General features: G+C 53.0%; 19 protein-coding genes. 9 read left to right on the plus strand and 10 right to left on the minus strand.

Annotated elements, in window-relative coordinates; all coding sequences use genetic code 11:
* Positions 1-4 precede the first annotated feature (4 nt).
* Together hflD and purB are read left to right on the plus strand one after the other, a co-directional pair.
* The gene (gene hflD, locus N0B36_RS06795; protein WP_016153409.1) at positions 5-646 is read left to right on the plus strand and encodes a high frequency lysogenization protein HflD; all 642 of its coding nucleotides are present in this window, start codon (positions 5-7) and stop codon (positions 644-646) included.
* Positions 647-649: 3 nt separating this feature from the next.
* The gene (gene purB, locus N0B36_RS06800) at positions 650-2020 is read left to right on the plus strand and encodes an adenylosuccinate lyase (protein WP_016153410.1); all 1371 of its coding nucleotides are present in this window, start codon (positions 650-652) and stop codon (positions 2018-2020) included.
* A 74-nt stretch (positions 2021-2094) separates the two neighbouring features.
* On the opposite strand, the gene ruvB is transcribed toward purB, so the two are convergent.
* From ruvB to aspS, 6 genes are all read right to left on the minus strand, one after another.
* The gene (gene ruvB, locus N0B36_RS06805; protein WP_016153411.1) at positions 2095-3105 is read right to left on the minus strand and encodes a Holliday junction branch migration DNA helicase RuvB; all 1011 of its coding nucleotides are present in this window, start codon (positions 3103-3105) and stop codon (positions 2095-2097) included.
* 8 nt (positions 3106-3113) lie between these two features.
* Positions 3114-3725 (minus strand): Holliday junction branch migration protein RuvA, encoded by a 612-nt coding sequence (gene ruvA / locus N0B36_RS06810; protein ID WP_016153412.1) that lies wholly within the window; start codon positions 3723-3725, stop codon positions 3114-3116.
* Positions 3726-3805: 80 nt separating this feature from the next.
* Positions 3806-4327 (minus strand): crossover junction endodeoxyribonuclease RuvC, encoded by a 522-nt coding sequence (gene ruvC / locus N0B36_RS06815; protein WP_003034867.1) that lies wholly within the window; start codon positions 4325-4327, stop codon positions 3806-3808.
* 34 nt (positions 4328-4361) lie between these two features.
* Positions 4362-5105, minus strand: coding sequence for a YebC/PmpR family DNA-binding transcriptional regulator (locus N0B36_RS06820; protein ID WP_016153413.1), 744 nt, complete (start codon positions 5103-5105; stop codon positions 4362-4364).
* Between the two features lie 28 nt (positions 5106-5133).
* Entirely contained in the window at positions 5134-5577 is a 444-nt protein-coding gene (gene nudB, locus N0B36_RS06825; RefSeq protein WP_016153414.1) for a dihydroneopterin triphosphate diphosphatase, read from the minus strand.
* A gap of 1 nt (position 5578) precedes the next feature.
* Positions 5579-7351, minus strand: coding sequence for an aspartate--tRNA ligase (gene aspS, locus N0B36_RS06830; protein ID WP_016153415.1), 1773 nt, complete (start codon positions 7349-7351; stop codon positions 5579-5581).
* Positions 7352-7615: 264 nt separating this feature from the next.
* Here aspS and N0B36_RS06835 point away from each other — a divergent pair, with 264 nt between their 5' ends.
* Genes N0B36_RS06835 through cmoB form a run of 5 tightly spaced genes read left to right on the plus strand, consistent with a single transcriptional unit; the run spans position 7616 to position 11194 of the window.
* Positions 7616-8182 (plus strand): hydrolase, encoded by a 567-nt coding sequence (locus N0B36_RS06835; protein WP_259686222.1) that lies wholly within the window; start codon positions 7616-7618, stop codon positions 8180-8182.
* The gene (locus N0B36_RS06840; protein WP_259686223.1) at positions 8179-8997 is read left to right on the plus strand and encodes a DUF72 domain-containing protein; all 819 of its coding nucleotides are present in this window, start codon (positions 8179-8181) and stop codon (positions 8995-8997) included. Before N0B36_RS06835 ends, N0B36_RS06840 begins: the two co-directional genes overlap by 4 nt.
* A gap of 52 nt (positions 8998-9049) precedes the next feature.
* Positions 9050-9445, plus strand: a complete 396-nt coding sequence (locus N0B36_RS06845; protein ID WP_016153418.1) for an MAPEG family protein — start codon at positions 9050-9052, stop codon at positions 9443-9445.
* A 40-nt stretch (positions 9446-9485) separates the two neighbouring features.
* Complete coding sequence (cmoA, locus tag N0B36_RS06850; RefSeq protein ID WP_016153419.1) at positions 9486-10229, plus strand: carboxy-S-adenosyl-L-methionine synthase CmoA; 744 nt, start codon at positions 9486-9488, stop codon at positions 10227-10229.
* Positions 10226-11194, plus strand: coding sequence for a tRNA 5-methoxyuridine(34)/uridine 5-oxyacetic acid(34) synthase CmoB (gene cmoB / locus N0B36_RS06855; RefSeq protein WP_016153420.1), 969 nt, complete (start codon positions 10226-10228; stop codon positions 11192-11194). Before cmoA ends, cmoB begins: the two co-directional genes overlap by 4 nt.
* Positions 11195-11361: 167 nt before the next feature.
* Here cmoB and cutC read toward each other — a convergent pair whose 3' ends face one another.
* Positions 11362-12108 carry a copper homeostasis protein CutC gene (cutC, locus tag N0B36_RS06860; protein ID WP_200047014.1) on the minus strand — a complete coding sequence of 249 codons (747 nt, stop codon included), beginning with the start codon at positions 12106-12108 and terminating at the stop codon, positions 11362-11364.
* Between the two features lie 2 nt (positions 12109-12110).
* Positions 12111-12677 (minus strand): VOC family protein, encoded by a 567-nt coding sequence (locus tag N0B36_RS06865; protein ID WP_047502136.1) that lies wholly within the window; start codon positions 12675-12677, stop codon positions 12111-12113.
* 238 nt (positions 12678-12915) lie between these two features.
* On the opposite strand from N0B36_RS06865, the gene argS reads away from it, so the two are divergent.
* The gene (argS, locus tag N0B36_RS06870) at positions 12916-14649 is read left to right on the plus strand and encodes an arginine--tRNA ligase (protein WP_259686225.1); all 1734 of its coding nucleotides are present in this window, start codon (positions 12916-12918) and stop codon (positions 14647-14649) included.
* A gap of 183 nt (positions 14650-14832) precedes the next feature.
* Positions 14833-16752: a penicillin-binding protein 2 gene (gene mrdA / locus N0B36_RS06875; protein ID WP_259686226.1), complete on the plus strand. Its 1920-nt coding sequence runs from the start codon at positions 14833-14835 to the stop codon at positions 16750-16752.
* Here mrdA and N0B36_RS06880 read toward each other — a convergent pair.
* Positions 16724-17863: a glycoside hydrolase family 105 protein gene (locus tag N0B36_RS06880; protein WP_259686227.1), complete on the minus strand. Its 1140-nt coding sequence runs from the start codon at positions 17861-17863 to the stop codon at positions 16724-16726. The two genes, mrdA and N0B36_RS06880, sit on opposite strands and share 29 nt — an antisense overlap.
* Entirely contained in the window at positions 17864-19450 is a 1587-nt protein-coding gene (locus N0B36_RS06885; RefSeq protein ID WP_259686228.1) for an MFS transporter, read from the minus strand.
* Positions 19451-19684 lie beyond the last annotated feature (234 nt).

A 19684-nucleotide genomic window follows, 5' to 3' on the forward strand; every position in this document is an offset into this window, starting at 1 on the left:
GAACGTGGCAAAGAATTATTATGACATCACCCTCGCTCTGGCAGGCATTTGTCAGTCGGCACGCCTGGTGCAGGAACTGGCGCACCAGGGGCATTGTGATGCCGATGCATTGCACGTTTCACTGAACAGTGTCATCGACATGAATCCCAGCTCTACGCTGGGCGTGTTTGGCGGTAGCGAGGCCAACCTGCGTTTAGGTCTGGAAACGATGCTCGGCGTGCTCAACGCCAGCAGTCGTCAGGGGCTGAACGCGGAACTCACCCGCTACACGTTAAGCCTGATGGTGCTGGAGCGTAAGCTGTCAGCCGCTAAAGGCGCTATGGACACGCTGGGAGACCGCATCAACGGCTTGCAGCGCCAACTGGACCATTTTGATTTGCAGTCAGAAACGTTGATGAGTGCGATGGCAGGCATTTATGTTGACGTCATCAGCCCACTCGGCCCACGTATTCAGGTTACGGGCTCCCCGGCCATCCTTCAGAGCCCACAGGTTCAGGCTAAAGTACGCGCTTCCCTGCTGGCTGGCATTCGCGCTGCCGTGCTCTGGCATCAGGTTGGTGGAGGCCGTCTGCAACTCATGTTTTCTCGTAATCGCCTGACGACTCAGGCTAAACAAATTCTTGCTCATTTAACCCCGGAGTTGTGATCTATGGAATTATCCTCACTGACCGCCGTTTCCCCTGTCGATGGACGCTACGGCGATAAAGTCAGCGCGCTGCGCGGGATTTTCAGCGAATACGGTTTGCTGAAATTCCGTGTACAAGTTGAAGTACGCTGGCTGCAAAAACTGGCCGCGCACGCAGCGATCAAGGAAGTTCCTGCTTTTGCTGCCGACGCAATCGGTTTCCTTGATGCGATTGTCGCTAACTTCAATGAAGAAGATGCTGCGCGTATCAAAACCATTGAGCGTACGACCAACCATGACGTGAAGGCAGTTGAGTATTTCCTGAAAGAGAAAGTGGCGGATATCCCGGAACTGCACGCTGTTTCCGAGTTCATCCACTTCGCGTGTACCTCAGAAGACATCAACAACCTGTCTCACGCGCTGATGCTGAAAACCGCCCGTGACGAAGTGGTTCTGCCGTACTGGCGCAAGCTTATCGACGCGGTGAAAGATCTTTCCGTCCAGTATCGCGATATTCCTCTGCTCTCCCGTACCCACGGTCAGCCAGCCACCCCGTCTACGCTGGGCAAAGAAATGGCAAACGTGGCTTACCGTATGGAGCGTCAGTACCGCCAGCTCAATCAGGTCGAAATCCTCGGCAAAATCAACGGTGCAGTCGGTAACTATAACGCCCACATCGCCGCTTATCCGGAAGTGGACTGGCATCAGTTCAGCGAAGAATTTGTCACCTCGCTGGGCATCCAGTGGAACCCGTACACCACGCAGATTGAGCCGCACGACTACATTGCCGAGCTGTTTGATTGCATCGCCCGTTTCAACACTATCCTGATCGACTTCGACCGCGATGTCTGGGGTTACGTGGCGCTGAACCATTTCAAACAGAAAACCATCGCGGGTGAAATTGGCTCCTCCACCATGCCGCACAAGGTGAACCCAATCGATTTCGAAAACTCCGAGGGTAACCTGGGCCTGTCTAACGCGGTTCTGCAGCATCTGGCGAGCAAACTGCCGGTCTCCCGCTGGCAGCGCGATCTGACGGACTCTACCGTTCTGCGTAACCTGGGCGTGGGGATTGGCTATGCGCTGATCGCTTATCAGTCCACGCTGAAAGGTGTGAGCAAACTGGAAGTGAACCGCGATCATCTGCTGGATGAACTGGATCATAACTGGGAAGTGCTGGCAGAGCCGATCCAGACCGTGATGCGTCGCTATGGCATTGAAAAACCATACGAGAAGCTGAAGGAACTGACCCGCGGCAAACGCGTTGACGCCGAAGGTATGAAGCAGTTTATCGACGGTCTTGCGCTGCCTGAAGACGAGAAAACTCGCCTGAAAGCAATGACGCCGGCCAATTACATTGGTCGCGCCGTCACCATGGTTGATGAACTGAAGTAATCTGTTTTACGCCTGTCAGGCCTGCATCATATCGTAGGCCTGCCAGGCGTAGCGCCATCAGGGATTATTGAATCTTATGGCATTTCCGGCGGTGTAATACCAAAGTGGTTCCACGCCCGCACCGTTGCCATTCGTCCGCGCGGAGTTCGCTGCAGAAAACCTTGCTGAATCAGATACGGCTCCAGCACGTCCTCAATGGTTTCACGCTCTTCCCCAATCGCCGCCGCCAGGTTATCCAGTCCTACCGGTCCGCCGAAGAACTTATCGATAACCGCCAGCAGCAGCTTACGGTCCATATAATCGAATCCTTCCGCATCCACATTGAGCATATCCAGTGCCTGAGCGGCGATATCTGCTGAAATTGTGCCGTCATGCTTCACTTCGGAGAAGTCGCGTACCCGGCGTAATAAACGGTTGGCGATACGCGGCGTACCACGGGCGCGGCGTGCCACTTCCAATGCGCCTTCATCGCTCATTTCCAGTCCCATAAAGCGGGCGCTGCGTCCAACAATGTGCTGCAGGTCTGCCACCTGATAGAATTCCAGGCGCTGTACAATACCGAAGCGGTCACGCAGCGGAGACGTTAACGAACCGGCGCGCGTCGTCGCCCCGATCAGGGTAAACGGCGGCAGATCGATCTTAATCGAACGTGCGGCTGGTCCTTCGCCAATCATAATATCCAGCTGATAATCTTCCATCGCCGGATACAGCACCTCTTCCACCACCGGTGACAGGCGATGGATTTCATCGATAAACAGCACATCGTGCGGTTCAAGGTTGGTGAGCATTGCCGCCAGATCGCCCGCTTTTTCCAGTACCGGACCGGAAGTGGTGCGCAGATTAACGCCCATTTCATTGGCAACAATATTGGCAAGCGTGGTTTTACCGAGACCTGGAGGACCGAAAATCAGCAGGTGATCGAGGGCTTCACCGCGCAGCTTCGCCGCCTGGATAAAAATCTCCATTTGCGAACGCACCTGAGGCTGGCCAATATACTCTTCCAGCAATTTGGGGCGGATCGCGCGATCCACCAGATCTTCAGGGGTCGTGCTGACAGCCGAAATCAGGCGATCTGCTTCAATCATCCTTTACCTCACAATGCCGCGCGAAGCGCTTCACGAATCAGGGTTTCACTGCTGGCATCAGGGCGAGCAATTTTGCTCACCATGCGGCTGGCTTCCTGTGGTTTATAGCCTAACGCCACCAGCGCAGCAACCGCTTCCTGCTCGGCGTCATCTGTTGCAGGACTGGCCGGAGAGGTCAGGACCAGATCCGCCGCAGGCGTGAAGAGATCGCCATGCAGGCCTTTAAAGCGGTCTTTCATTTCCACAATTAAGCGCTCTGCGGTTTTCTTACCTATACCCGGTAATTTCACCAGCGCGCCAAGTTCTTCGCGCTCAACGGCATTAACGAACTGCTGTGCAGACATACCGGAGAGGATCGCCAGCGCCAGCTTCGGCCCCACGCCATTGGTTTTGATTAACTCTTTAAACAGCGTGCGTTCTTGTTTGTTGTTAAAACCATATAGCAGTTGAGCGTCTTCACGCACCACAAAATGGGTGAAGATAATCGCTTCCTGCCCGGCTTCCGGCAACTCGTAGAAACAGGTCATCGGCATATGGACTTCATAGCCTACTCCGCCGGTTTCCAGAAGGACCAGCGGGGGTTGTTTTTCAAGAATGATGCCTCTGAGTCTGCCTATCACGTGACGCTCCTGCGTTAAGGGCTAAAAGGTAATGCGCTATCATAAAAAAAGGCTGGATAGATATCCAGCCTCATTTGTCACTAACGTAACCGACCTCGCGCCAGATTCAGCCGCGACTCACTCATTTGCATGGCGTTCTGGCTGACGTGGCAATGGGTAATAGCAATCGCCAGCGCATCCGCGGCATCCGCCTGCGGATTTGCCGGGAGTTTTAGCAGCGTGCGCACCATATGCTGAACCTGGCTTTTTTCCGCGCTGCCGATACCTACCACGGTCTGTTTTACCTGGCGGGCCGCATATTCAAAGACCGGAAGATCCTGATTGGTAGCCGCAACGATCGCCACGCCGCGCGCCTGCCCCAGCTTTAGCGCCGAGTCGGCATTCTTCGCCATAAAGACCTGCTCAATGGCAAAATAGTCGGGCTGGAACTGGGTGATGATTTCCGTCACGCCTGCATAAATCAACTTCAGACGTGAAGGAAGATCGTCGACTTTGGTGCGAATGCAGCCGCTACCGAGGTAGGTCAGCTGTCTGCCGACCTGACGGATTACGCCATAACCGGTGATGCGCGACCCCGGGTCAATGCCGAGAATGATAGACATCACGCATCTCCTGTTAGTTTATGGCTTAACCACATCATTCGAGCGTTGCAGCAACCTCATCGGAGATTTCGCCGTTGTGGTAAACTTCCTGCACGTCGTCGCAGTCTTCCAGCATATCGATCAGACGCATCAGCTTCGGCGCCGTTTCTGCATCCATATCCGCTTTGGTGGAGGGGATCATAGACACTTCAGCCGCGTCCGCTTTCAGACCAGCCGCTTCCAGCGCATCACGCACTTTGCCCATCTCTTCCCACGCGGTGTAAACGTCAATCGCGCCGTCGTCGAAGGTCACAACGTCTTCAGCGCCCGCTTCCAGTGCCGCTTCCATAATGGCGTCTTCGTCGCCTTGTTCAAAAGAGATCACGCCTTTTTTGCTGAACAGGTAAGCTACGGAACCGTCGGTACCGAGGTTGCCGCCCGTTTTAGTGAATGCGTGACGCACTTCTGCAACGGTACGGTTACGGTTGTCAGACAGACACTCAATCATAACGGCTGTTCCGCCAGGACCGTAACCTTCATAGATGATGGTTTCCATGTTCGCATCATCGTCGCCACCAACACCACGCGCGATTGCACGGTTCAGGGTGTCACGGGTCATGTTATTTGCCAGCGCTTTATCAACCGCGGCGCGCAGACGTGGGTTAGCATCCGGATCGCCGCCGCCCAGTTTGGCTGCCGTCACCAGCTCACGAATGATTTTGGTGAAAATTTTACCGCGTTTAGCATCCTGCGCTGCTTTACGATGTCTGGTGTTGGCCCATTTACTATGACCTGCCATAAATAATCTCTCCAAAAAGCGCGCCTTCTCAGGCGACGTTAATTACAAACTCTTCAATCGCCTGCCGGTTACTCCACGACTTGGTTAACTGCGCGGCTTCGTGCGCATTAACCCAACGGTAGGTCAGATGTTCGGTGAACACGATCTCTCGTTCAGAGGGAAGTGCCAGGCAAAACCAGGATTCAGTATTACGCTCAATTCCCGGCGCATAGCGATGACGTAAATGGCTAAAAATCTCAAATTCCACCGTGCGCTGACAGTCAATTAAGGTCAGTTGCTCAGTCGCAACATCAATGGCGACCTCTTCCTTTACTTCGCGCATCGCGGCTTGCGACGCGGTTTCACCCTCTTCAAGGCTGCCGGTGACCGACTGCCAGAAATCAGGATCGTCGCGTCGCTGTAACATCAGCACTCTCCCGGTGTCCTTTGCATAAATCACGACTAACACCGAGACAGGCTGTTTGTATCTCATATCAGTTATTCTCGGCCTTCTTAACAACCTGAATGCTCAGTTCCGCCAGCGCAGCTTCGTTGGCAAAGCTTGGCGCTTCAGTCATCAGACACGCTGCAGCGGTGGTTTTCGGGAAGGCAATAACGTCACGAATGTTGTCAGTACCGGTCAGCAGCATCGTCAAACGATCCAGACCAAACGCCAGGCCCGCATGCGGCGGTGTACCGTATTTTAGCGCATCCAGCAGGAAGCCGAACTTCTCGCGCTGTTCTTGCTCGTTAATGCCCAGAATGCCGAATACGGTCTGCTGCATATCACCGTTGTGAATACGCACGGAACCACCGCCCACTTCATAGCCGTTGATGACCATATCGTAAGCGTTGGCAACCGCGTCTTCCGGCGCAGCTTTCAGCTCAGCGGCAGTCATGTCTTTTGGCGCGGTGAACGGGTGGTGCATCGCGGTCAGACCGCCTTCACCATCGTCTTCAAACATCGGGAAGTCGATAACCCACAGCGGCGCCCATTTGGCTTCGTCGGTAATGTTCAGGTCTTTGCCCAGTTTCAGACGCAGCGCGCCCATCGCGTCGGCCACCACTTTCTTGTTGTCGGCACCGAAGAAAATCATGTCGCCGTCTTGCGCACCGGTACGCTCCAGAATCGCGTCTACGATTTCTGCGTTCAGGAACTTAGCAACCGGGCTGGTGATGCCTTCCAGGCCTTTCGCACGCTCGGTGACTTTGATGTAAGCCAGACCTTTCGCGCCGTAAATCTTAATAAAGTTACCGTAATCGTCGATCTGCTTACGGCTTAAGCTCGCACCGCCCGGTACACGCAGGGCAGCCACACGGCCTTTCGCATCATTCGCCGGACCAGAGAACACGGCGAACTCAACGCCTTTTACCAGATCGGCAACGTCAACCAGTTCCATCGGGTTACGCAGGTCTGGTTTATCAGAACCGTAACGACGCTCGGCTTCGGCAAAGGTCATGATCGGGAAATCACCCAGATCCACACCTTTAACTTCCAGCCACAGGTTACGCACCAGCGCTTCCATCACTTCACGCACCTGCGGCGCGGTCATGAAGGAAGTCTCAACGTCGATCTGAGTAAATTCAGGCTGACGGTCAGCACGTAAGTCTTCATCACGGAAGCATTTTACGATCTGATAGTAGCGGTCAAAACCGGACATCATCAGCAGCTGTTTAAACAGCTGAGGAGACTGCGGCAGCGCGTAGAACTTACCTTTATGAACACGAGAAGGAACCAAGTAATCGCGCGCGCCTTCCGGCGTAGCTTTGGTCAGCATCGGAGTTTCGATGTCGAGGAAGCCGTGATCGTCCATAAAACGACGCACCAGACTGGTAATTTTGGCACGCGTTTTCAGGCGCTGCGCCATTTCAGGGCGACGCAGATCCAGGTAGCGATACTTCAGTCGCGCTTCTTCGGTGTTTACGTGGTTAGAGTCCAGCGGCAGCGAGTCTGAACGGTTGATGATGGTCAGATCGGAGGCCAGCACTTCAATTTCGCCAGTCGCCATATCGGCGTTGACGTTTTTCGCGTCACGCGCACGCACGGTGCCCGTAACCTGGATACAGAACTCATTACGCAGTTCGGAGGCCAGCTTTAACGCATCCGCACGGTCCGGATCGAAAAATACCTGCACGATACCTTCGCGGTCGCGCATATCGATAAAGATCAGGCTACCAAGATCACGACGACGGTTGACCCAACCACACAGAGTCACCTGCTGCCCCTCGTGGGACAGACGTAGCTGTCCGCAATATTCTGTACGCATGAGATATCCCTTAACTTTGCCGCAGGCGGATTGTCACCTGTCTCGCAGGTGACGAAGTCGCAGCTTTAGCTGAATGTCACAACTGAATGAAAAAAGGCGGCTATTATACTGGAAATTCTGCCGCACGATAAGTCCGGTACTGACTGTACGCCTGTTTCCTGGACGGGCATTGCGTAATCTCACAAAAAATAACAAAAATTGTCGTCCCTTTCACACTGATTCGCGATTAAGGTGTAACGGAATTCTTTTTTTACTGGAGTGATCATGCTGGAACTGAACGCAAAAACAACCGCTCTTGTTGTTATTGATCTACAGGAAGGTATCCTGCCTTTCGCTGGCGGCCCATACTCGGCAAACGACGTGGTTGCCCGCGCCGCGCAGTTGGCGGAAAAATTCCGTGCCCACGGTTCCCCGGTGGTAATGGTGCGCGTCGGTTGGTCTGACGATTATGCCGAAGCGCTGAAACAGCCAGTTGATGCTCACGTTCCGGCCAAAGCGTTACCCGAAAACTGGTGGAATTACCCGAGCGCTCTGGGTAAATGCGCCAGCGACCTCGAAGTGACCAAACGCCAGTGGGGAGCTTTCTACGGCACCGATCTGGAATTACAACTGCGTCGTCGGGGCATCGAGACCATCGTCCTGTGCGGCATTTCCACAAATATTGGCGTGGAGTCGACGGCGCGAAATGCGTGGGAGCTGGGTTTTAATCTGATCGTTGCAGAAAACGCCTGTAGTGCCGCCAGCGCTGAGCAACATCAGGGCAGCATGACGCATATTTTCCCGCGTATCGCACGCGTACGCAGCGTGGATGAGATCCTGCAAGCGCTATGATTTATATCGGTTTACCCCAGTGGGCGCATCCCAAATGGGTGCGTCTGGGGATCACCAGCCTTGAAGAGTATGCCCGCCACTTTAACTGTGTGGAGGGCAATACCACGCTGTACGCGCTGCCAAAAGCCGACATTGTGGCCCGCTGGCATGCGCAGACTACCGATGCGTTTCGATTTTGTTTTAAGTTTCCGGCCACCATTTCGCATCAGGCCGCGCTGCGTAATTGCGATGACCTGGTACAAGAGTTTTTCACGCGCATGTCGCCACTTGAATCACGCATTGGGCAATACTGGCTGCAATTACCCGCAACTTTTGGCCCGCACGACCTGCCTGCCTTGTGGCAGTTTCTTGATGCGCTCCCCAAATCCTTTACCTACGGTGTGGAAGTTCGCCATCCGGACTTCTTTGCCAAAGGCGAAACAGAGCAACGATTCAATCGAGGCCTACATGAGCGCGGGGTAAATCGGGTGATTCTGGACAGTCGACCGGTACATGCCGCCATACCACATACTGAAGCGATACGCGACGCCCAGCGCAAGAAGCCAAAGGTTCCGGTGCATGCGGTGGTGACGGCAAACCATCCGATGGTACGCTTTATCGGCAGCGATAATATGGCACAAAACCGCGCGCTTTTTGCCGTCTGGCTGACCAAGCTGTCGCAATGGCAACAAACCACAACGCCGTATCTGTTTTTACATACCCCGGATATCGCGCAGGCCCCGGAGCTTGTCGATACGCTATGGGCAAATTTACGCAGCGCCCTGCCAGAGATCGGATCAGCGCCGTCTATTCCACAGCAATCTTCTCTTTTCTGAAAATGCCACCTATCATAGTCAATGCCATCAGCCATTTTAAAAGGGAGTTTGTATGGTAAGCGCGCTTTATGCCGTATTGGGTGCGTTATTGTTAATTAAGTTCTCCTTTGACGTCGTTCGCCTGCGCATGCAATACCGCGTTGCATATGGTGACGGAGGTTTTAGCGAACTACAAAGCGCTATCCGCATTCACGGTAATGCGGTGGAATATATTCCCGTCGCATTGGTGCTGCTGTTATTTATGGAAATGAACGGCGCAGAAACGTGGATGGTGCATATTTGCGGGCTGATTTTGATTGCCGGACGGCTGATGCATTATTACGGATTCCATCACCGGCTTTTCCGCTGGCGCCGTTCAGGCATGAGCGCGACCTGGTGTTCGCTGTTGCTAATGGTGCTGGCGAATCTTTGGTATATGCCCTGGGAGTTGGTTTTCTCCCTGCATTAGCGCACAATACGCCACTTTATTTTTCCCGGATTTTTACGTTATGTCTCACCGCGACACGCTTTTTTCTGCGCCTATCGCCAGTCTGGGTGACTGGACCTTTGATGAACGGGTAGCTGAAGTCTTCCCGGATATGATCCAGCGATCCGTTCCTGGCTATTCCAATATCATTTCTATGATTGGGATGTTGGCCGAACGTTTCGTACAACCCAACACACAGGTCTACGATCTGGGCTGTTCTCTGGGCGCTGCGACGCTCTCGGTGCGTCGCAATATTCATCACGAGAATTGCAAAATTATTGCCGTTGATAACTCCCCGGCTATGGTTGAGCGCTGCCGCCGTCATATTGACGCCTATAAAGCGCCGACACCGGTTGACGTTGTCGAAGGCGATATTCGCAACATTACTATCGAAAACGCCTCGATGGTGGTGCTGAATTTTACCCTGCAATTCCTTGAGCCACCTGAGCGCCAGGCATTGTTGGATAAGATTTATCAGGGGCTGAACCCCGGCGGCGCGCTGGTACTGTCTGAAAAATTCAGTTTCGAAGACGCTAACGTTGGCGAGCTGCTGTTCAACATGCACCACGATTTCAAACGGGCAAATGGCTATAGCGAGCTGGAAATCAGTCAAAAGCGCAGCATGCTGGAGAACGTGATGCTGACCGACTCGGTCGAAACGCACAAAGCGAGACTGCATCAGGCGGGCTTTGAACACAGCGAATTGTGGTTCCAGTGCTTTAACTTTGGTTCTCTGGTGGCACTGAAAGCTGAGGTTAGCGCATGATCGACTTTGGTAACTTTTATCAACTGATTGCCAAAAATCACCTTTCCCATTGGCTGGAAACGCTCCCGGCGCAAATCGCGACCTGGCAGCGCGATCAGCACGGCTTGTTTAAGCAGTGGTCAAATGCGGTCGAGTTTCTGCCCGAGCTGACGCCGCATCGCCTGGACTTACTGCATAGCGTTACCGCCGAAAGCGATGAGCCGCTCAGCGACGGTCAGCTCAAACGTATCGACACCCTGATGCGTAACCTGATGCCATGGCGTAAAGGGCCGTACTCGTTGTACGGCGTCAATATAGATACCGAGTGGCGCTCGGACTGGAAATGGGATCGCGTTCTGCCGCACTTGTCTGACCTCACCGGGCGCACCATTCTTGATGTCGGCTGCGGGAGTGGATATCACATGTGGCGCATGATTGGCGCGGGGGCGCATCTGGCGGTTGGCATCGATCCTACCCAGCTGTTTCTGTGCCAGTTTGAGGCAGTACGTAAACTGCTGGGCAATGACCAGCGCGCTCACCTGCTGCCGCTGGGTATTGAGCAGCTTCCGGCGCTCAACGCCTTTGATACCGTATTCTCCATGGGAGTGCTTTATCACCGCCGTTCACCGCTGGAACACCTGTGGCAGTTGAAGGATCAGTTGGTGAAAGATGGCGAACTGGTACTGGAAACGCTGGTCGTCGAAGGTGATGAAAATACCGTACTGGTACCGGGCGATCGCTACGCGCAGATGCGTAACGTTTACTTTATTCCTTCTGCGTTGGCGTTAAAAAACTGGCTGGAAAAATGTGGGTTTGTTGATGTGCGCATTGCTGATGTCTGCGTCACCACCACCGAAGAGCAGCGCCGCACCGAGTGGATGATAACCGAATCACTGGCCGACTTCCTCGACCCGAACGATCACAGCAAAACGGTGGAAGGCTACCCGGCCCCATTACGCGCGGTATTGATTGCACGTAAGCCGTAATCATTTTTGCCAGATAGCACTCTTTCTGCAAAATAGTTCAACTTGCAGCAAGGCAGACAACTCCGCTGCGGCTTGAAATATGCAGGATAAAAAAAGGCCCCTGTTGAAATTGCAGGGGCCTGGTACGAGCAAGCATCATATTGGGCGACATGATGCAACGGTAAAAATCAACTGGCCTGGTGGTGTGCAATGATTGCTTTCATTTCCGCAACCGCCGCCCCGTCTACCGCATAGCGTGAATACTCATCCGCCTGTGCATCCGAAGACATCGACAACCCCGAATTGCGATAACGCATGGGGGAAGCCAACCATACTCCGGCAGAACTGTGGACTTCCTGCACTCCAGCATCAAGGAACAGGGACAAATTCGAGGCGCGAACCCCCGCTCCGGCCATAATGATTGGAGCATTCACCTGCGCAATAAGTTCCATAATTTTTGTTAAACCTTGCGCCGCATCTGATTTTTGCCCGGAAGTCAGCACTCTGGCGATGCCCAAATCAGCTAATTTTTTTAGCGCATTGAATGGGTTAGCGCACATGTCAAAGGCCCGATGAAAAGTGACGTGCAGCGGTCCCGCCGCGATCATTATTTTCTCCATGCGCGGCATATCGACATCACCTTCTGCATCTAAAATGCCGGTTACCAACCCTGAGAACCCCAGATCTCTTACCAGCGCAATATCACCCAGCATTGCAGCGAATTCACCGTCGGTGTAACAAAAGTCCCCCCCGCGCGGGCGAATAATGGGATTGACCGGAATCGAGATATGCTGGCGAACCGAACGCAAGACGCCCAGGGACGGCGTTAAGCCCCCCTCTTTGGGTGCCGAGCAAAGCTCAATGCGATCCGCGCCGTTTTGCTGCGCCGTGTGCGCGCACTCCATGCTGTAACAGCAGATTTCCAGTAATGCCATACTCACTCCTGACGTTCGCTTGCCACAATGGCTTCAATCGACCACGGATGGAATTTTATCGTCACACTACCATCGCTGACCGCCAGCGTTGGATTCGGTAAACGTTCGCGCTCGCCTTTTGGCGAACTGGTTTTTACAAATATACCCGGCTGGCTCAGCCCGTGATCTGAAAGCAGCGCCAGCGCTCGTGCATTCAGCGTCTCCACCTCACCCGGCAGAACAATTTCAACATGCTCCCAGCCTTCATGCGGATAACGCTTTTCGCCCGGCCACGGCAGTTCTACGATAGTAAATTGCCAGTGTTGCACACAAACTGGCTCATCGAGCTTGAACAAGCAAATCGGTCGGCCATTGATGATATTTTCTGACAGCAATTCGCCGCACTGTTCAAACCCACGACGCCAGCGCTCTGCGGTGGTATTTTGATGACAACGCAGAGAAATGTGATCGGCTTCAAGCGATGAGACATCCAGCCCAAGGCGAGTGGAAAGATCCGTTAACGCCTGAATGAAATGCGGTAAATCTGCGGAAATATCATGCAGTTCTGCAACTGTTTGCCAGTTCGCCATAATGAAAGCTCATATCCATATTCAAAGCCGCTAATTTACCCTGTTGCGCAGCCCCAACCAACTGCTGATTTTCTTAAGCGCAATATGAATAATTATACGTAATGACAATGTTTATATTTCAGGCTGCTGGCGATACTCGCAATGCTGACGGCAACGGGCATTTGCAGTATACTCCCGCCCTTAATTCTTAAACTGGTGCGGTGCATTTTAAGCCGCTTCATAAATGTAAGGTATTCCGGTGAATATTCAGGCTCTTCTCTCAGAAAAAGTCAGTCAGGCCATGATTGCTGCAGGCGCGCCTGCAGATTGCGAACCGCAGGTTCGTCAGTCAGCAAAAGTACAGTTCGGCGACTATCAGGCTAACGGCATGATGGCTGTCGCTAAAAAACTGGGTATGGCGCCGCGACAACTGGCTGAGCAGGTGCTGACTCATTTGGATCTCAACGGGATCGCCAGCAAAGTTGAAATTGCAGGCCCGGGCTTTATCAATATTTTTCTCGATCCGGCATTTCTGGCGCAGCACGTTCAGCAGGCGCTGGCTTCCGATCGTCTGGGCGTCACCCAACCGGCTAAACAAACCGTTGTGGTTGATTACTCCGCACCTAACGTAGCGAAAGAGATGCACGTTGGTCACCTGCGTTCCACCATCATCGGTGACGCTGCGGTGCGTACGCTGGAGTTCCTCGGCCACAATGTTATCCGCGCCAACCACGTCGGCGACTGGGGTACTCAGTTCGGTATGCTCATCGCATGGCTGGAAAAACAGCAGCAGGAAAATGCTGGCGAGATGGCGCTGGCTGACCTTGAAGGTTTCTACCGTGATGCGAAAAAACATTACGACGAAGATGAAGCCTTCGCGGAACGTGCCCGGAGTTATGTCGTGAAACTGCAAGGCGGCGACGAGTACTTCCGTGAGATGTGGCGCAAACTGGTCGACATCACCATGTCGCAAAACCAGTTAACCTACGATCGCCTGAACGTCACCCTGACCCGTGAAGACGTCATGGGTGAAAGCCTGTACAACCCGATGCTGCCTGGCATCGTGGCCGATCTCAAAGCTAAAGGCCTGGCTGTTGAAAGCGAAGGCGCTACCGTCGTATTCCTTGATGAGTATAAGAACAAGGAAGGTGAACCGATGGGCGTAATCATTCAGAAGAAAGATGGCGGCTATCTCTACACCACGACCGATATCGCCTGCGCCAAGTACCGTTATGAAACGCTGCATGCCGACCGCGTACTTTATTACATCGACTCCCGTCAGCATCAGCACTTAATGCAGGCCTGGACCATCGTGCGTAAAGCCGGTTATGTGCCGGACTCTGTGCCGCTGGAACATCACATGTTCGGTATGATGCTGGGTAAAGACGGCAAGCCGTTCAAAACCCGTGCGGGTGGCACGGTTAAACTGGCCGATCTGCTGGATGAAGCGCTGGAACGCGCACGCCGTCTGGTAGCGGAAAAGAACCCGGACATGCCTGCCGACGAGCTGGAAAAACTGGCGAATGCGGTCGGTATCGGCGCGGTGAAATATGCCGATCTGTCCAAAAACCGTACCACCGACTACATCTTCGACTGGGACAATATGCTGGCGTTCGAAGGGAATACTGCGCCGTATATGCAGTACGCTTACACCCGCGTACTGTCCGTGTTCCGTAAAGCGGATATCGACGAAAGCGCGCTGGCAAATGCGCAGGTGATTATGAGTGAAGATCGCGAGGCTCAGCTGGCAGCGCGTCTGCTGCAGTTTGAAGAAACGTTGACCGTTGTTGCACGTGAAGGTACGCCGCACGTGATGTGTGCGTACCTGTACGACGTTGCCGGTCTGTTCTCCGGTTTCTACGAGCACTGCCCAATCCTTAGCGCTGAAAACGAAGAGATTCGTAACAGCCGCCTGAAACTGGCACAGTTGACGGCGAAAACCCTGAAGCTGGGTCTGGATACGCTGGGTATCGAAACCGTAGAACGTATGTAAATCAGCTCACCTATCAGGCCTGACTCCGAAATTCGGACTCAGGCCTTTTTTATTTCTGTAACAGGCCATCTGTAACAACTCACAAGGAATGACACATTTCCGTAGAGATATGGAACATTTTTTGCCTGTCATCCCGTTTAAGCCTCCGTATCATGAGGCGGCGAATTAAACGGGTACGGGTCAATGACATTCAGAGATTTTGAGGCGGAGGAAAAACTCTTCCAGCGGCGTGTATTGGTGGCCTTTGGCCTGGTGGTCATCTGCTTTGGCATCCTGATTTACAATCTCTACAACTTACAAATCTGTCAGCACCAGTATTACACCACCCGCTCGAATGCAAACGACATCAAAATGCTTCCCGTGGCCCCGACGCGTGGCATGATTTACGATCGCAACGGCATCCCGCTGGTGCGCAACGTAACCTGGTACGACATTTCCGTTACGCCTTATAAAATCAGTGATATGAATGCCCTGATCAGGCAGCTCACGCCTATCATTGACCTCACTCCTGATGACATTGACCAGTTTCGCCATGCGCTGAAAGCCAGCAGCCGCTATCGCCCGGTCGTGCTAAAAAATGCGCTGACCGATGTGGAAATCGCCCGCTTCTCGGTTAACCAGTTTCATTTCAGCGGCGTCAATATCAATAGCTATGAAGACCGCCAGTACCCTTATGGCGCAGCGCTGGCGCATGTCCTTGGCTATGTGTCAAAAATCAATGACAACGACCTGAAAGCGCTGGATCAAAAAGGCCTGACAGAGAACTACGCCGCCGATCACAACATCGGTAAGCAGGGTATTGAGCACTACTATGAAAATGAACTGCATGGGAAAACCGGTTATCAGGAGGTCGAAGTTGATAACCACGGACGCATCGTACGCCTGATCAAAGATGTGCCGCCCGTTGCCGGAAAAGATATCCATCTGACGCTGGACCTCCATTTACAGCAATATATTGAGAGTCTGTTGGTGGGCCAGCGGGCCGCCGTTTTGGTTGAGGATCCGCATGACGGTTCCGTGCTGGCAATGGTTTCGAACCCCAGCTATGACCCCAACCCGTTTGTCAAAGGTATTAGCTATCAGGACTATAACAAGCTGCTTCAGGATAAGGATCTGCCGTTAATCAACCGCGTCACGCAAGGGTTGTATCCTCCCGCCTCCACGGTCAAACCGTATATGGCGATGTCAGCATTACTGGACGGCGTGATCACGCCGCAGACCCGTTTCTTCGGCGCCCCCACCTGGACGCTCCCCGGCACGGAGCGACATTACCGTGACTGGAAAAAAACGGGCCACGGTATGCTGGATGTCACCAAAGCAATTGAAGAATCCGCCGACACGTTCTTTTATCAGGTGGCATATATGATGGGGATCGACCGTATTAACAGCATGCTCAGCCAGTTTGGCTATGGCAAGCCGACCGGCATCGATCTTGGTGAGGAGTATAACGGCCTGCTCCCGAGCCGCGAATGGAAGCAGAAAGTGCATAAAAAAGCCTGGTATCAGGGAGATACCATTTCGGTTGGCATCGGCCAGGGCTACTGGATTGCCACGCCGATCCAGATGGTTAAAGCCATGGTCGCGCTGATTAACAATGGCAAGGTTATCGCCCCTCACCTTCTACGTGATGAAGAGAGCGGAAAAGTCATCACGCCGTATCAGGCTCCCGAAACACCGTCACAAATTGCCTCTGCTTCGTCCCCCTACTGGGGGCTGGTGCGTCAAGCGATGTTCGGCATGGCGAATGAGCCAAACGGTACCGGTTATAAGTTCTTTCACACCGCGCCTTACGGCATTGCAGCTAAAAGTGGCACATCACAGGTCTTTAGCCTGAAAGAAAACCAGACCTACGATGCGAAAATGATCCCCGTACGTCTGCGCGACCACGTGTTCTATACCGCATTTGCGCCATATAAGAACCCAAAAGTCGCCATAGCGTTAATTCTGGAAAACGGCGGCAGCGATGGCGTCACCGCCGCACCAGTCATGCGTCAAATCATGGATCATCTGTTTGCTGCGCAGGACGACGACGCACAAGCGGGTCCGATAGCCGCAACGCCATCGGACACCGGTATCAAAAATACTTACGCAAGTATTCGGTAAGGCACAGCATCGCCATCGCCTGACCGTAAGGCATGGAGGTCCGGGGGATGTTGCGGTAGAAATCGAGATTGTGGCCCATCCCGGTACCAAACGAGGTATGCAGCAATTCACCTTCCGGCGAAATATGTTGCACAATGCCTCTGATCGCTTTTTCGGCTACAGCCGCATAGTCTTGTCCGACATAGCGTTTACGTACCGCTTTGAGGATCCCATAGGCAAATCCGGCGGTTGCCGAGGCTTCAAGATACGACTGCGGGTCGTCCAGCAAGGTGTGCCACAGTCCGCTTTCATCCTGGCACTTCGCCAGCGCCGCGATTTGCGCGTTCAAAACTTGCACCAGATAGCGGTGCACTGCATTGTTTTCCGGCAAATCAACTAATTCGAGGAAATCCGGGATGACTATAGTTAACCAGCTGTTGCCACGCGCCCAGCGAGCGTTGGCGAAGTTATGCTGTCCTTCATAGCTCCAGCCGTGGAACCACAGCCCCGTTTCTTTATCCATCAGGTTTTGCACGTGCAGCAGGAACTGATAGGTTGCCTCTTCAATATACTCGGGACGGTTGAGCAACTTGCCAATCTTCGCCAGCGGTAAGACCGTCATCATCAACGTGTCATCCCACATCTGCTGGTGATTTTCTTCCGCCAGCGTAATGTGCTGCATACCGCCGAATTGGGTACGCGGCATATCATGCATTGCCCACTCAGCCCAGCTGTCGAGCCACGGCAGATACGCGGGATTACGCGTCTCTTCATAGCGATATGCCAGCGTTAAAAACGGCGCCATGGTGTTAACGTTTTTAGTCGTTGCACCTTCCGCAAAGCGATCGGCAAACCAGTTGTCGATAATATCGCGCATCGTGGCATCGCCGGTTTGCTGATAATACTGATACATCCCGTACAAGCCGATGCCGTGCGTCCACTCCCATCCCGCCCAGCCTTTGGTATCAATAACGCGTCCGTCATCCAGACGTAGCAAGAACTCACCGGTGTCGTCATGAATATTGACCAGGTTATGCGTCACCTTTTTGATCAACGCTTTTAATTCATCCCTGGCAATAAAATGTTCTGACTGGCGCAACAATGGACTGTGTTTAACCGGATAAACAATCATTTACTTAACCTCTGTCAATGTCGAATTCAATACAGCACCCTTTTCCAGTTTCGGTGCCGCTGGTTTATTACGATTCAGGTAACCAATATTGTTGTTACCCCAAAGTGATTCATAAGGCATGCCCGATAGCATCTCTACGGTCGCGCGTCCTTTAGCGGATAGTCCTTCCAGCACGGGTTGCCCGGACTCACGCATTTTTGCGGTCTCTTCACGCAGGGTGCTGTGCGTTTGCAGGTTCAGTTTGAAGCGCAAGGAAACCAGGAAACCCAGCGCCAGAACAATCAGCGTTCCGCAGCTCAGAATTAACAGGATGGTATGGCTGACCGCCACGGGCTGTGCGCTCTGACCGGAGACAAAACCAGACAACTGCATCACAATCCCCACCAGCATCACCGCTCCCGCCTGCGACGCTTTACGCGTTAACGTCATAATGCCGGCGAAGATCCCTTCCCGACGCTGACCGGTGATCACTTCGTCAACGTCGGCAATATAGGTGTAGATATTCCAGGGAACGTAGTTGATACCACCGCGTCCTAAACCCGCAACGGCGGAAACCAATAGCAACAGAGAATAAACATCGCTTAATCCGGCGTAATACAGCCCCGCATAGGAGAGTGAACTGAGGCCAAACAGGACGACCACCATGCGATAAGACGGCGCAGGTCCGAAACGGATGCACAATGGGATCATGGCGATAACAGCAATAAACTGGAAGATAGCCATCGTACCCAGCAGGTTTGACGCCATTGATGCTTCCTGCATCAGCACAAACACCACATAGTAAGTAAAGACGGCGTTAAAGACGTCCTGGGCAATATAGCCGCCAAGATACATTCCTAAATGCTGGCGAAAGATACTGATGCGCAGTGTTGAACTCAGTTCCACAAATAAACGGTTCATACTCTGACTCAAGGTCAGGCTTTTCTTCTCTTCTTCGGCTCGCAGCGCCGCCTCAGTCCACTCTTCCCGTGGGCGTTCCCAGGTAAAGAACCAGACGAAGGTCAGCATCAGTGCACACAGCACAGAAAACACCAGGCTGGCGTAGAAAAAAGAGACGGGGTTATCCTTGCCAAACAGCGTCAGCAGAACGCCAGGTAAGAATGAGGCCAGAATGGCAGACATTTGCGCCATCGAAATGCGCGCGCCGGAGAATTTGGTTTTCTGTTTAAAGTCATCGGTCATTTCGGGTACCAGCGTTTCGTAAGGCACCAGAATCATGGTGTAGACCACGTCAAAAATCAGATAGGTAAGCAGGTAGTACCAGAACCCCATATCACCCACCCACATTAGTGAGTAGCTAAAGACACAGGGGATCCCCAACAAAATAAAAAACTTACGTCGCCCAAAGCGTTTGCCGAGCCAGGTGGAGCCAAAGTTATCGGTTAAAAAACCCATTAATGGGCTAACAACAGCATCCAACACCCTGGCGGTAGCGAAGATAAAGGTTGCTTCGATTGGCGTCAGGCCACAGAACGTCGTGTAAAAATAGAGTAGCCAGGCCGCGGTTAACGCCGTGGTGCCTGCGCCTAAAAAATCCCCCGAACCGTAGGCGAAATAGTTAACCAACCCAATTTTACGTGTATTCATTGCCGTTACCCCTGCACATTATTGGGAGGCCCCGCAATCCTCGCTTTGACATTGGGCCTCCTTACAGGGCCACAGTAAAAGCTAACAGCAAGTGAAACCTTTCTATTTTTGCCAGGGGTATTCGTGAAATGGCAACAGCACAAAGAGTCCGGCAACGTATGTCACCTATTTTATAAAACAGCGTTTCTATTTAATCAAAGAGGCGGACTAGAATTGCGAAGTAGCCAGCAGTTT

The sequence above is a fragment of the Citrobacter sp. XY323 genome, from assembly GCF_025106035.1.
Lineage (GTDB): Bacteria > Pseudomonadota > Gammaproteobacteria > Enterobacterales > Enterobacteriaceae > Citrobacter > Citrobacter braakii.